Genomic DNA, 14,824 nt, shown 5'->3' on the forward strand with positions numbered 1-14,824 from the left:
CACCTCCTCAGGTAAGCTTAGCTTGTCTCTATACGCTAATATTTTAACAGATTCTTTATAATAATTAAAGGGGTATTAAATATATTTAATTAATTATTTATTCCAATTCTTTCAACTCTGCAATATCTACTACTTCTTCTATAGTTTCAATAATCTTCTCATAAGCAGGATCTATTTCTTCTGTAATTACTATTTCATCTATTTTATAATTAAATAAATCTTCGGTATCATCCTTTAATTTTACTTTTACTTTCACCGTTTCTAATAGGGTATAAGTATCTATTACTGTCCCCCTACCTAAAGGGGTTTCTACTATAGTGCCTACCTGAGGCATCTTTTCCAGCAGTTTCTCATATACTTCATGTTCATATTTTAAACAACACATAAGTCTTCCACAGAGTCCTGATATCTTTGTAGGGTTTAAAGATAAACTTTGTTCTTTAGCCATTTTTATAGAAACAGGTTCAAACTCTCCTAAAAATTGAGTACAACATACGGGTTTACCACAAGGTCCTAAACCGCCTACCATTTTTGCTTCATCTCTAACTCCTATTTGTCTTAATTCAATTCTAGTTTTAAATATGGAAGCTAGATCTTTAACCAGTTCTCTGAAATCTACTCTACCATCAGCTGTAAAATAAAAAATGACTTTATTATTATCAAAAGTATATTCTACATCTACCAATTTCATATGTAGACCATGTTCTTCTATCTTTTGTTGACAGATACTAAAGGCTTCTTTAGCCTTTGCTTTATTAGTTCTATGAATTTCAAAATCTTCATCTTCTGCTATTCTAAGAACTTTCTTTAAAGGAGAAACTATTTCTTCCTCTGTTATTTCCTTAGGCCCTACTATTACAAGACCAAATTCTACACCCCTAGCTGTCTCAACTATTACGAAATCGTTCATCTTTATATCTATTTCATCAGGGTCAAAGTAGTAAATCTTCCCTGCTTTTTTAAAGCGTACTCCTACTACTGTCGTCATAAATCTATACCTCCTGTATATTAAGAAGCATGGCTTCTAAGGATAGCTGAAAATTAACATTTCTTTGGATATTTACTTTTGTTTCTTGTATCTTTTCTATTATATCATTAATCTTATTTAAATCTATAAAAGATTGATTGGATAATACTAGTATTTTATCCTTATTAATTATTAAATCTGTTTCTCCAATTTCTTTATATATTATTAAATCCCTAAACCAATAGAGTAACATATCCAATATTTCATCAACATTTTCCTTGTTTTCCATAAAAAAATCTATAGCTGTTAAGGCTCTTAGTTTGTCCCCTTTTAATATACTATCTACTATCCTTATAACTTCTTCTCTTCTATTAAAAAAATCTTTAGAAATAGATAGTTCTATAGATTTCCCTACACTTCCTTTGGTAAAATCAGCAATAAATTTGGATTCTTCTTCAATTTTATCATATTTATTTACTAACAGATTTATTATCTTTGAATTTTCTACTGGATAAAACTTTATTCCCTGACACCTAGATAATATAGTAGGAAGAAGTTTATTGCTGCTGGAGGTTATGAGTATAATATTCATAAACTCAGGCGGTTCTTCTAGAGTTTTCAGAATAGCATTTTGTCCCTCCATAGTTATTTTATGACTGTCATCTATAATAAATACCTTTCTTTTACTTTCAAAGGGAGCCGTTGTAATACTTTTAACTAATAGTTCCATCTTTTCTTTCTTTATAGAGTCCTTTTCTGGCTCTATCAATTGAAAATCTGGATGATTTCCTGTATCAAATTTAATACAAGAACTACATTTATTACAAGGCTCCCATCCATCTTCTTTACAAAGTAGAGTTTTAGCAAAGGCTAAACCAACCATTTTTTTACCTAATGATTCTTCTCCTTCAAATAAGTAACTATGGCTTACTTTTCCTTTTTCTATGGATTTTTTCAAGTTCTGTATTACATTTTCATGACCTATTATTTGATTAAAATCCATTAGATTCCTCCTAAGCTATATCTTCTTGTATTGATCTATATCCATTACAAATATATTTGCTCCTCCAACAGTAACTTCTTTATTTCCATTCTTAATTTTTTTGCTGGTACATTCTTCTTTTATTAAATCTATTACATCATTGACTTCTTCATTTTCCACTCCAATCAACAATGTAGTATTACCTGATTTTAAAAATCCTCCTGTAGAAGAAAGTTTAGTAGTTCTATATTTATTAGACATTAAACTTTTTACAACTTTAGGAGTTTGTTCATCTTGAACTATGGCTATTATTAGCTTCATATTAGTCACTCCTTCTATATTCTAATATGCTTCTCTACATCTAGAATGAATATGGTTGCCCCTCCTACCTTTACATCTAAAGGATAAGGTATATAAGTATCTCCTGGCATAGTCACAGATAACAAGGAAGTAGTTATTTCTCTTGTCTTACAATTATCTTCTATAATATCTAAGACTCCTTCTACCTCTTCATCTTCTACTCCCATTAGTAATGTAGTATTTCCTGATTTTAAAAATCCTCCTGTAGAAGCTAATTTTGTTACCCTAAATTCCTTTTCTGTCAAATCATCAATTAAACTTGGAGCGTCTTGATCTTGAACTATGGAAATAATTAGTTTCATAAAATTACGCCTCCTTTTTACTTAGTAAGTTTTCAACTTCTTTTATGCTTTGGTTAAATACTTCTTCTATGGATTTTGTAGCATCTATTATTTTAATATTTTTTGGATACATCTCTAATAGGTCTAAATAACCCCCATAGACCTTTCTGTGAAATTCATTGCCTTCTTTTTCTAGCCTATCTCCTGCTAAATTTCCAGTCTTTCTCTTTAAAGTAAGTTCAGGATCTACATGAAAAAATAAGATTAAATGAGGATATACTCCTCTTAAGGCAAAATCATTTATAGCTTTTACCCTCTCTATTCCTAGGCCTCTCCCTACTCCTTGATAAGCTAAGCTTGATAGGAGAAACCTTTCACAAAGAACAACTTTTCCTTCCTCTAAGGCTGGAATTATTTTCTCGTGAACATGCTGTCCTCTAGATGCAGCATAAAGAAGCGCTTCAGTTTCTGCCCCCATATTTGTATTTTTCTCATCTAAAATTATAGACCGTATATCCTCACCTATTAATGTACCTCCTGGTTCCCTAGTCATTATAGAGTCTATGCCTTTATCTTTAAGGTAATCACCAATTAATTTAATTATAGTACTTTTACCTGATCCATCTGGTCCCTCTAATGTTATAAATAATCCCCTCACTAAAAGTCCTTCCTTTCCTATTCCACTACTACTGTCTTATCTTTATTATAGCCCATAAGTCCCACTATTTCCATACCGTTTGCCATTAGAAACATTATATGCTCGTATATTTCTTGAGTAATCTCTTCACCAGGTACTACTAAGGGTATTCCTGGTGGATATGGGATGATAGAAGTAGCAGAAATCTTGCCTATACTATATTTTAGATCAACTTGTTTTTTCTTTCCGTAGTATGCATCATAAATTGGCATTGATATCTTTGGAGTTGGCATTTTAATACTTATTTTCTTTACTTCTTCATAAGGAGAGGTTTTTGCCATATGCTCTATAGCCTTTATAACTTTTTCGTAGTCCTCTTCATCATTCATAAGACTAGTAAGAATTAATCCATAGTAATAATCAGCCATTTCTAATCGAATATTGTGCTCAGATAAAAGTCTTTTCTTCACTTCAGATCCTCTTATTCCATCTATTTTAAAGAGTATCTTTGTATTGTCCTTAGCATAGATGGTTTCATCTCCTTCATCTCCAGTAAATACAAATACTCTATCTATAGATTTTAGTCTTTCAATTACTTCATTTACCTTCGTTATACTCCAGTCAAGTCTTTTTCTTCCTTCACCATCCATATAAGCTGTAGCTATTTCACAGGATGCTGTAAACAGATATGAAGGACTTGTTGTTATATATAAAGAATATCTATCTCTTAATTTATTTAGATCTATCCTATCTGATCCTACATGAATCATAGATGTCTGTGTAAAGCTTGGCAAAGTTTTGTGAGTACTTTGTATTACTATATCTGCTCCTGCTTCTATGGCAGATTTAGGCATTCTATCAGAGAAAGTCATATGGCTTCCATGAGCCTCGTCAACCATTAGTATTCTGTTATATTTGTGTACTATATTAGCTATTTCTTCTAAGTCTGAGCATACTCCATAATAATTTGGATAAGTCATAACTACTGCCTTTATATCACTATCATTCTTCAATGCCTCTTCTATATCTTCTGGATATAGGCCTGTTAATACTTGGTAATTTTCATTGTAGTTTGGATATAAATAAATAGGATTTAATCTATTTAAAATCATCGCATTATATACTGCCTTATGGCAATTTCTTTGGACAAGAATCTTGTCCCCCGGTTTTGTTATAGTAGATAGAGCTATATATATACTACCAGTTGAACCATTTACTGTATAATAGGTTGCCTTAGCTCCAAATACTTTTGCTGCTAACTCTTGGCTTTCTTGTATAATGCCCCTTGGGTCAAGGAGATTATCCATACCCGCTACTTCTGTAGTGTCTATATAAGGGATATAATCACCCCAGTTAATTAGTGTATTCTTACCTTTGTGACCTGGCATATGAAAAGATACACTGTTTTCTTCCATTAGTTTCTTTAATCCATCAAATACGGGAGTCTTCATTCCCCATCATCATCCTCCTAATAATAAATAAATTTCTTATTTATTATATATCACTTCTTTCGATATATAAACTAAAAATTTAAAAAAACCCTGCATTAGTTTACAGGGTTTAAATGGATTTTTTCATATATGTACAATCTTAACATAATTCTAATAAGATTTTTAAAATCATCGTATTTTATATCAAATACAGAGGTATCTGACAAATTATCTAAACAGTTTCTACAAATATTTAAATTTAATAAATCAATACCATCTTCTTCTCTGTTGCATAATTTACAATACATAAATATCAACCCCTTACCAAGCATTTATTAGGAGTATTGCCTTAATAGTATATATTATTCCAAAAAAAGATTTTGGTGCTTGGCAAAGGGCATTTTTAATATATAATATTTATTTTATATCCACATTTTATACACTTACCTCTTTCTACGCCTAGAACCTTTCCTCCATTGTATCTGTCCACTATTTTAGTATAGCAATTAGGACAATAGGTGTTATTATCTACTCCCCATACGTTGCCGATATAAACATAGTCTAGATGTTTTCTAGCTATATTTCTAGCTTCCATTAAAGTATTAAAATTGGTTGGCTGTCTTTTCATCTTATAGGCAGGAAAATATCTACTTAAATGCAGAGGTATAGATTTATTTATGGAAGCAATTTTTTGAGATAAGGAGTCTATTTCTTCAAGAGAACTATTTTCTCCATCAATTACTAAAGTAGTTACTTCTATATGAGTAACTTTAGAACTAATCTCAATAGTCTTTAAAACTGGTTCTAAGCTGCCTTTGCAAATGTTATTATAAAAACTATCATTGATTGACTTTAAATCGATGTTCATAGCATCAATATAAGGCAATAATTGTCTTAAAGGTTCCTCATTAATATATCCATTGGTTATTAATATATTTTTTAAATTCTTATCCTTTATTACATCTAATAAATGGCGTACATATTCAAACCAAATAGTAGGTTCATTATAAGTGTAGGCAATTCCTATGGAGTGTTTAGCTGTAGATAAGGTTAACATATCCTGATCCTCTATTTCCATTGTTAAAGTTTCTTTATTTACGATTTCCCAGTTTTGACAAAATTCACAGGCTAAATTACAGCCAAAACTTCCTATGGAAAAAATATTGGATCCTGGATAAAAATGATATAAAGGCTTTTTTTCTATAGGATCATAGGCATACGAAGTAATCTTTCCATAATTTAAAGTATATAAAGTTCCTTCTATATTTTTTCTTACTCTACACTTTCCAGCCTTATTCTCTGAAATGCTGCAATAATGGGGACATAAAGAACAATAAACTTTAGAAGCTTCCCCTTTCTTATAATACATAGCTTCTTTCACTATTAATCCTCCTTAATAATGCCTTATTACTTCAAAACGCTCCATAGTATAGTCTTCCTCTTCTTTTATACCAGCCTTTCTAAGAGCAATACTTACCTGCTCCTCTATGGTCTCTACCCCTTCTAGGTTAGGTAAAAGCAAACCTCGCCTATGACTTTTAGTAACTATTACTCCATACCGTTTTACATCTAACTGAGACTTAGATGATATAGGCTCTGGATCACTTAATATATCTACAGAATAGACTAAACTATTTAGCTCTTCTTCCTCTACTGGATCAAACCTAAGATCTCTAAGTCCAGCACTTACTGCATTTTTTATGATTTCTAATCCAGTATTTCGTTCAGTAGGTTCAATAGTACCAATGCAACCTCTAAGCATTCCTTCTTTTTTAATGGATACGAAAACTCCTTTTCTTGTCTTCAATATACTATTATCTATATTCTCAGGAATAGTCATATATTTACCATGTTTAATATAATATTCTAAACTTTTTCTAGCTAATTTAACATATGAATCTTCCCTATTTCTAATCTCTTGAATCTTTTCTATCTCTTCTTCATCTATGACTTTAAGAAGATCTCTATTTTCTACTTTCCCTTTGATATCGATCTTAGCAGTACAGTAACCTACTCCATAGGGTCCTTCATAAGACAGTACTTTTGTTTCAATATCATAATTTTCTAGAGTTCCAGCTAAAATCATTAAAGATCTTAACCCACATTCTCCAGCTTTTTCACTTAAATTCAAATCAAAGGTTATAATAGATTTCATTTCGCCTTTCTTTAATATATCAACTATTCGTTTATCAAATTCTTCGCCGTAAGGAGAATAAGAATAAGGTCCTTTATGAGATAATCTATGAGATAAATCTCCACTAGCTAGAATTACTACATTATCTTCTGAACCTTCTACTGATTTATTAATAATCTTTCCAAACTTATAAAGATCCCTAGGAGATAAAAGTCCATAAGTTATGTGGATAAGATTGTAATCTGTATACTCTTTATCCACAAAATATAATGGCACTAAGGTTCCATGATCCAAATTTTTTTCTATACTATAATCCTTAGCAAAGTTCTCGTCTATTTCTGCAATAATTATATTTTCTTTATTGCTATTGTGGATGATTTTGTTTACTAATTTTAAATCATTCTTATAATTAAACTTTAAATTGCCATAGCCAAAACTACTAAAATCTCCATATAGATCTTCTTCTATGGATATGGATATGGCATCGGCAAATAAGGGACCGTGAGGTGTAATTACTATTATTGTGTCTGGACCTTTTTCTTTTATATCTTTAGCTAAAGCCTTTAATCCTTCAATAGTTCTAGAAGCTTTTTCTTCTTCTCCTTTTCCTATCTCTTCTAGTATTATTGGTGGATGGGGAAATAAATATCCTCCTAACACTCTACCCATACAATCACTCCTTATTTTTTTAGTTCTTTATTTAGCTCCTTAAGAAGTTTCTCACTAGGGCTAAATAAAAAAGTTTCTACTTTACCATCCTTCTTATATTCTCCTAAATACAAATTTTCTCTCTCCTTCTTAAAGGTAAAGTTATGTATATATTTTTTCTTTTTTATTTCCTTATTATAAGAATATACTGCTATTACATCAGAAGAACTAAGCCTTAGCATCTCAAATTCTCTCTTTCCAATTATTCTATTAAATATTATTTGTTCATCGAAAATTGTATAAGAGTATTTAGAGAAATAATTTATTAAAATTAGAGTACAGCTAATAACTGTTAAAAATATTACAATTATATTGGATATATAAGGATACCTTTCTACATACCTATTTACTACGAATATTACAAAATTAATTAAAAATACTGATCCTAAAATTAGTAAAAATATTTTTATTACAGGTTTCTCTTTTCTCTCTACTATTTCTGTTATTTCTTTCATGGTAACCCCTCCTTAAGTCTATTCTAAAAGATGGAAGAAATAATAGCAAATAAATGTCTATACAAAAAATAAAAAGGATAGATAAGTCTAGCCTATCTACCCTTTTTGCCTTTTTTATTCTTTTTTACAGCTTGTCTTTTATAATCTTTTAGTACAGTGACACCAATAATTAAAATAAAAATAAATACTGGTATTAGTAAGATCCCTAGTAAAATGTATTTCATTTTATTATTCTTCTACTTTTTCAGTAGGCTCCTCAGCAGTTGTATTTTCTTCTTCGCCTTCTCCATTAGCCTCTGCTGCCTTAGAAGGTTCTGCTAATGTACAAACTACATCTTCTAAATCTCTTAATATAGTTATGTTTTCATCTTGAGCTATGTTTAAATCTTTAACAAATATTGGTGTACTAAAGTCCATATCGGAAACTTCTACCTCTACTGATTGAGGAATATTTCCTGGTAAACATTCAATTTCAATTTCATCTAATAATTGCATTAAAATTGATGGTTGAAGTTTAATACTATCTCTACCTACTAATACAATAGGAACAGTCATCTTCACTTTTTCATTCATATTCAATTTTTGGAAATCTACATGAATGTATTGGTTTTTAAAGGGATGCTTTTGAATTTCCTTAATTATCGCTGGCATTGATTTACCTTCTAGTTGTAGATCTAACAAAGATGAAGCACCTGCAGTTTTATATACTCTTAGAAACTCTGCAGTATCTACTAATATATTTTGAGTTTCTTCACCTTTACTATATATAACTCCAGGAATAAAGTCCTTATCTCTCATTTTGTCTACACGATTTTTTCCAGTCTCATTTCTCTTCTCTACCTGCATTTTTATTGCTGACATTTTTGATACCCCCTATTCAATTTTTAATACTATATTATATTTATATCAAATTTTCTAGTTTTGTGCAAATATACGAATACCATCCCTGGGTATCCTAATATTTTTTTATAGGACAATTTGTAGCACTAATAGCAGGATCACACCAGGTATTCCCAGGAAACCTACAATTATAGCATTTAGTGGGTTAAGTGCTATACCTAGCCCAAACAAGCCTCCCACTAAGTTAAAGATAAATAACAGTACTCCACCTATGATACCGTTAATTACTAACTTCATGATTACTTTAATTGGAATTACGAGAATCATACCTATTATATAAAGTAGAAAAAGCCCAAAAACATAAGCTAAAATTGTATTTATACCCATTAACATCCCTCCTATATTCCTATTATACTATAAATATAGGACAGGTTTCTCAAATATTACTCAATATTTTTTTCCTTAATTTTTTTTAATAAATATATATATTTAATCTTTGAAGCCTCCATTTCATATATTGCATAGTCGATTAAATCTGGATCTGTTACGTATTGAAAATACTCTTCTTTATCCTTCCACTCTCTATGAGCTTCTCTTAAACTCTCTAAAGCTTCATCTTTCTCTTTATCTTCTTTAGACTTATGAGCTCTAAACCTCTTCTCAATCATTTTCGCATATTTAATTATCTTATTTCCTTTTTCTTTATAATATCCCTTGGATTTATCCATAAAAATACCCCCACTTTTTTATTATCTTTATTTTTGACAAAAAAGTAAGGGTTTATACCTAAACTTAAAGGATAGTCTTATTTCTTCCCATTTTCTTTGCTTTATATAAGTTTTTATCTGCACCTTCTATTAATTCTTCTATATTTAAGCTTCTATCCTGTAATCCACATACACCAAAGCTAGCTGTAACTTTAATTTTTACCTCATCATATTCAAATATAAATTTTTCTACATGTTTTCTAAGTTTTTCTGCTACTTTATATGCATTTTCTTCAATTGTATTATTTAGCACTATTAAAAATTCTTCTCCTCCGAACCTTCCGACCCAATCTGTTTCTTTTCGTATAGAATTTTTTAATATCTTCGCAAAATCCATTAGGATTTTATCTCCTACAAGATGACCATACTCATCATTTATTTTTTTAAAGCGATCTATGTCTGTAATTACTATAGATAAAGGTGAGGAATTAGCTATGCTATTATCTATATCCAACGGTAATCTTTCATTTATATATCTTCTATTATAAACTTTGGTTAGTCCATCTCTTATTATCTTCTCATTTACATCCCTTAATACATACTCTACATATTCATTACTGTTTTCTACTTCATCTAGTACCTTTCCACTTTCTGATATATCTTTTAATATTTCTGCTACATATTGCCCTTTTGCAGAATGTATAGGTGCAGCCATTACTAGAAATATTTTTCCTTGTTTATGCTCTATTTTTACTATAGTATCCTGTTGTAAATAAGCTTTCATAGAAATGCAATTTTCACAAAAAGAATCCTTATTCCAGTAATTATAGCAAGTTCCTTCTACCAATTCTACCTCTTCTCCTCTAACCGATATGCTTTTTTTATTTTGAGGATCCACTATTCTAATTACATCATAAAATTTTTCAAAAATTGAGAGCCTATCTTTAATTTCGTTAATTAAATCCATTTGAACTTAACCACCTTTTATCTTATAGAGAGATCTACTATAAATAGCATTTCTTTATCACTCAATTATTAATATCCTTTATTTGCCATAATCCTTAAATTAATCACTAGTCTTTTTTAGGTGTCTTAATGGCTAAAAATTCCAAGGCTTATTGCCATTACTATCATTCCTACAATAGCACTATATACAGATAAATGATGATCTTCATATTTCTGAGATGTTGGCAGTAATTCATCTAAAGATACAAATACCATTATTCCTGCTACTATGGTGAAAAGTATACCAAAGGTTATGTCATTAAAAAACTTAGATAATAATAAATATCCAATAACTGCTCCAGCTGGCTGACATAATCCTACTAACAAGGAATAAGTAAAAGCCTTTCCCTTATTTCCCGTTGAATAATAGATAGGCACCGATATAGCAATACTTAAAGGAATATTATGGATTACTACAGCTACTGCTATAGGAATAGCTATACTAATATCTTTAAGCCCTGCAGTAAAAAGAGCCAACCCTTCTGGTATATTATGTACAGCGATTGCTACTGCTGACATCAATCCTAATTTAGATAAATGGTCGCCATGATCATGGTGATGATGTCCATCAAAAATATGAACTATTTTTTCTATAGCGGCTGTTAAAAGCATACCTCCAAAAAAACCTAATAAAGCTATCCAAGTACCTTTATGCTCTCCTAGCTGAGCTTCTATAAGTTCTTTCCCTTCAGGATAGATTTCCATAAAAGATACATATATCATTATCCCCGCTGAAAAACTTAAAGCAAGAGATAAAAATCTTTTATTATTTCTTTTTATAAAAAAAGATAAACCACTCCCTACAGCCATTGATAATCCAACTATTAATGTTAATCCAAATGATAATAAAACATTCTTCGTTATCATAATATTCCTCCAATAAGTTAAATACAGACGTATATCATAAATACCCATAAAATTACATTTAAATAAATTAAGTTTTATATTATAGTAATAAATATTTATTTATTATTATTCCTATAATTGAGTATTAACATATATATTAGTAATAATAAGTATATATTAATAAATAACATTTTTTATTTTATATAGATTGTTTAGTCTGAATAAAAAGTTTTATATAATGGATTAATATATTTTATGATATTTACTAAAGATCTATTATAAAGTATAGAAAAAAGCTCTGATACCTTTATAATATCAGAGCTTTTTCTATTTATTATCCAAAGATTTCTCTATCTTTATTACAATTTCTTTTAAACTTTCTTCTATTTCTTTAGGAACTTCTTCATGTTCTCTTTCTAGATTTGAAATACTAGCTATCATGGGAAGTTCACCTAATAATTCTAAATCCATTTCTTTTAAGAAATTATCTATATTTTCTCCATTAAAAAGTTTTATCTTTTTATTACAGTCTGGACAAACTATATAACTCATATTTTCCACTATACCTATAACTTTAACATCTGAAGTCCTAGCCATTTTTACTGCCTTAGCTACAATCATGGACACTAAATCTTGAGGTATAGATACCATTACAAGACCACTTATTGGAATGAATTGCATTACAGTCAAAGCTACATCTCCAGTTCCTGGAGGCATATCTATAATTAAGTAATCTAATTCCCCCCATAAAACATCTGTCCAAAATTGCTTTACTGCTGATGATACTATGGGTCCTCTCCAAATAACTGGGTCATCTTCATTATCTATCATTAAGTTTAAAGAAATAACCTTTATTCCATCTTTAGTTTCCACTGGTAAGATTTCTTTATCTATAGACATAGTAGCCTTTTTATCCTTTAGTCCTAATAACCTAGGAATACTTGGCCCAGTAATATCTGCATCTAAAATACCTACTTTGTATCCAAGGCTTTTTAGCTCTTTAGCAATTAAAACGGAAATTGTTGACTTACCTACTCCACCCTTTCCACTCATAACTCCTATGACATTTTTTATCTTGTTTCTTGGATTATTCTCTATATTACATTCCTTTTTGTTTTTGTTACAGGAATTATTAGATGGGCATGTATTACAATTTGACATATTTACCACCTCATATAATTGGCATTTGCTAATAATATATTAATCCTTATTTTTATCATTGTCAAATAACAGCAATCCTATCCTTTTACGTTATATAGAAAATATTGAGAGCTTATAACATTACTCAGAAGTTATATTTCTGATAAGAGAACTGCGGATGTTTTCTAAGTTATCTAAATGAACAATAAGCTTATCTTTTATATTAAAACAAAGAACTATTAGAAGAAGTTCTATTAAAGCCATGGCAGAAGAGATAAAATTGTGAAATATTAAAGAATCACTATCACATTTTAAAACCATTTCTGCATTCTTTGATATTGGAGATTTAAGGCTATCCGTTATAGAAATAAAAGGTAAATTATTCTCCTTTAAATACTCTGCTAAACTTACTACATTATGCGAATACTTTGGAAAAGATATTAATATAAACAAATCCCCCTCTTTAACTCTAGCAATATCTACACTAGCAGCTTTTATATCTCCAATTTCTAAAACTCTACTATCTATATTTATTAAACTTAACCTAATATTTAAATAATCTACTAAGATTCGTCCTAATCCTTGTCCGCATATATATATTGTTTTAGCATCACCAATGATTTTTGCTACTTCTTTCAGGGTATCTAAGTCATTCATTTTAATAATTCTTTCATAATTTCTTTTTTGTATCTGTATCGTATTTTGGAAAGCATCGTCTAAAGAATCTAATTCCATAAGGGAGGATTTTATTTCTTTTGGAATATAGAGCTCTTTTTTTATTATATCTTGAAATTGTTTCTTCATTTCTGTAAAGCTTTCAACACCAATTGTCTTACAGAAATTCAAAATCGTAACTTCAGAAACGTTTATTTCCTCACTTAATTGTTTTAAACTCATAAAACATATTCTATCTTTATTATTTATCAAATATTTTCCGATAACTTTTTGTTTATTACTTAAGGTGTCAAGATTGTCAGATATATAGTCTATAATATTTATCACATCCACCTCCTCTTTTAAGTATATCATAGGTATTTACAAGCTCCAATGCTTTTATCTTGGTTGCTCTAAACCATAGTTCTTTCTACTTCTATCTCAAAATTTCATCTTTTTATTAACCTTTAATCATTCATATCCAAAATTAGAATTTCACCTTCTTTATTTACTTTAAGTATCTTTGGGTTTACACTCTTATAGGCTGTTTCTTTATTAATATTTTTATTCCCCTCTAAAAGCATACCACTTGAAAAAACAGTAATAAATCTATCATTAAAAAATTTACGATATCCTTTTTTTTCTGCTTGATGACCACGTATAAAAATGTCAAATCCTATTAGGTCTCTAAACTCTTCAAAATGCTCCTCTAAAAATCTAAATCTTGTATTATTTTCTCTAAGGTCATCTCCACTAACAGCCGGATCACTCCACATCATATTATTTACTATAGTCTTATTTAAGTGATCCTTTATATTCTCATTAGTAAGGTCTGAAATGCTATTGATATAACCGTAATATCTAGATTCACCTTTTCTAGGTCTTGGAATCCCTCCATGAGCTACCATTATATTTATATTCTCATGACATATAAATGCAATATTAGCTAGACTATCAAATAACTTTAAATATTTATTAATAATATCCAATTTAAATGTTGCATTTTTATTTGCAAGATTATACATATAAAGAAGAAACCAATCATCTTCACTGTCACTTTCTGGCTTTTTAACCCATAGCTTCACCTTTCCATTCTCCATATACCCTCCATCATGATTTCCCCTTAAAAGATATATGTTTTCAGGAAAAATATATTTTAAAGATAAAATCAACTGTAATGTTTTAAAATGCTCCTTCCCTCTGTCAACATAATCTCCTACAAATATTACTCTTATTTTCTCTTTCTTTGCTGCTTTATTAAAAAATTCAATCTTCTCTAACACCTTTTTAGTACTAATGCTGTCAGAATGAATATCTCCTATTACATAATAATCCCAATCATAATCATTAAATGAGTATGTATTAAATGCTCTTTTCCCGTCTTCAAGGTGTTCTTTTATATCTCTTATATTTAAGTTATTGCTAAAAAGTTGCATATTAGAATGATCTTCTTCATTATTGTGTATTTTACAAACTTCACTAATTAAAAATTCATGGACCTTATACAAGTCATTTAAGTCCTCATGGGCTAAATCATTTAAACCTTCCCAGACCAGAGAATTACTTGCAAAGAAATCTAATTCTAAATCTTTTCCATTACTGTATCCATTATTCTCTAGATCAAATTTTACTTTATCCATTCGATCTACTGTATTTTTATACTTATTCATAGTATTTT

18 protein-coding genes are annotated in these 14,824 nt (G+C 29.5%); all 18 read right to left on the reverse strand.

Translation table 11 applies throughout. From position 1 onward, the window contains the following. Window positions 1-97: 97 nt before the first annotated feature. Complete coding sequence (locus KQI42_RS03485; protein ID WP_216516774.1) at window positions 98-988, reverse strand: PSP1 domain-containing protein; 891 nt, start codon at window positions 986-988, stop codon at window positions 98-100. A gap of 4 nt (window positions 989-992) precedes the next feature. Then, entirely contained in the window at window positions 993-1,970 is a 978-nt protein-coding gene (holB, locus tag KQI42_RS03490) for a DNA polymerase III subunit delta' (protein WP_216516776.1), read from the reverse strand. Between the two features lie 15 nt (window positions 1,971-1,985). After that, window positions 1,986-2,270, reverse strand: a complete 285-nt coding sequence (locus tag KQI42_RS03495) for a cyclic-di-AMP receptor (RefSeq protein WP_216516778.1) — start codon at window positions 2,268-2,270, stop codon at window positions 1,986-1,988. Window positions 2,271-2,284: 14 nt separating this feature from the next. Beyond that, window positions 2,285-2,611 carry a cyclic-di-AMP receptor gene (locus KQI42_RS03500; protein WP_216516780.1) on the reverse strand — a complete coding sequence of 109 codons (327 nt, stop codon included), beginning with the start codon at window positions 2,609-2,611 and terminating at the stop codon, window positions 2,285-2,287. 4 nt (window positions 2,612-2,615) lie between these two features. After that, window positions 2,616-3,248, reverse strand: coding sequence for a dTMP kinase (gene tmk / locus KQI42_RS03505; protein ID WP_216516782.1), 633 nt, complete (start codon window positions 3,246-3,248; stop codon window positions 2,616-2,618). Between the two features lie 17 nt (window positions 3,249-3,265). Beyond that, a complete protein-coding gene (locus KQI42_RS03510) occupies window positions 3,266-4,678 on the reverse strand; it encodes an aminotransferase class I/II-fold pyridoxal phosphate-dependent enzyme (RefSeq protein ID WP_216516784.1) in 1,413 nt (470 codons plus the stop codon). Between the two features lie 95 nt (window positions 4,679-4,773). Continuing rightward, on the reverse strand, window positions 4,774-4,965 hold the full coding sequence (locus KQI42_RS03515) for a sigma factor G inhibitor Gin (RefSeq protein ID WP_216516786.1): 192 nt from the start codon (window positions 4,963-4,965) through the stop codon (window positions 4,774-4,776). Between the two features lie 95 nt (window positions 4,966-5,060). Continuing rightward, a complete protein-coding gene (gene amrS, locus KQI42_RS03520; protein ID WP_343231638.1) occupies window positions 5,061-6,038 on the reverse strand; it encodes an AmmeMemoRadiSam system radical SAM enzyme in 978 nt (325 codons plus the stop codon). Between the two features lie 12 nt (window positions 6,039-6,050). Next, a complete protein-coding gene (gene amrA, locus KQI42_RS03525; RefSeq protein WP_216516788.1) occupies window positions 6,051-7,460 on the reverse strand; it encodes an AmmeMemoRadiSam system protein A in 1,410 nt (469 codons plus the stop codon). 11 nt (window positions 7,461-7,471) lie between these two features. Next, window positions 7,472-7,954, reverse strand: a complete 483-nt coding sequence (locus KQI42_RS03530; RefSeq protein WP_216516790.1) for a hypothetical protein — start codon at window positions 7,952-7,954, stop codon at window positions 7,472-7,474. Between the two features lie 228 nt (window positions 7,955-8,182). Next, complete coding sequence (locus KQI42_RS03535) at window positions 8,183-8,815, reverse strand: 50S ribosomal protein L25 (protein WP_216516792.1); 633 nt, start codon at window positions 8,813-8,815, stop codon at window positions 8,183-8,185. A gap of 105 nt (window positions 8,816-8,920) precedes the next feature. After that, complete coding sequence (locus KQI42_RS03540; protein ID WP_246566031.1) at window positions 8,921-9,181, reverse strand: pro-sigmaK processing inhibitor BofA family protein; 261 nt, start codon at window positions 9,179-9,181, stop codon at window positions 8,921-8,923. A 56-nt stretch (window positions 9,182-9,237) separates the two neighbouring features. Beyond that, the gene (locus KQI42_RS03545) at window positions 9,238-9,522 is read right to left on the reverse strand and encodes a DUF2508 family protein (protein WP_216516796.1); all 285 of its coding nucleotides are present in this window, start codon (window positions 9,520-9,522) and stop codon (window positions 9,238-9,240) included. Between the two features lie 64 nt (window positions 9,523-9,586). Then, window positions 9,587-10,468 (reverse strand): GGDEF domain-containing protein, encoded by an 882-nt coding sequence (locus KQI42_RS03550; protein ID WP_216516798.1) that lies wholly within the window; start codon window positions 10,466-10,468, stop codon window positions 9,587-9,589. A gap of 125 nt (window positions 10,469-10,593) precedes the next feature. After that, on the reverse strand, window positions 10,594-11,373 hold the full coding sequence (zupT, locus tag KQI42_RS03555; protein WP_216516800.1) for a zinc transporter ZupT: 780 nt from the start codon (window positions 11,371-11,373) through the stop codon (window positions 10,594-10,596). 306 nt (window positions 11,374-11,679) lie between these two features. Next, entirely contained in the window at window positions 11,680-12,513 is an 834-nt protein-coding gene (locus KQI42_RS03560; RefSeq protein ID WP_216516802.1) for an Mrp/NBP35 family ATP-binding protein, read from the reverse strand. Between the two features lie 120 nt (window positions 12,514-12,633). Further along, a complete protein-coding gene (locus KQI42_RS03565; protein WP_216516804.1) occupies window positions 12,634-13,494 on the reverse strand; it encodes a MurR/RpiR family transcriptional regulator in 861 nt (286 codons plus the stop codon). A gap of 119 nt (window positions 13,495-13,613) precedes the next feature. After that, a complete protein-coding gene (locus tag KQI42_RS03570; protein ID WP_216516806.1) occupies window positions 13,614-14,816 on the reverse strand; it encodes a metallophosphoesterase family protein in 1,203 nt (400 codons plus the stop codon). Window positions 14,817-14,824 lie beyond the last annotated feature (8 nt).

It is taken from the genome of Tissierella simiarum, assembly GCF_018917865.1.
GTDB lineage: Bacteria > Bacillota > Clostridia > Tissierellales > Tissierellaceae > Tissierella_C > Tissierella_C simiarum.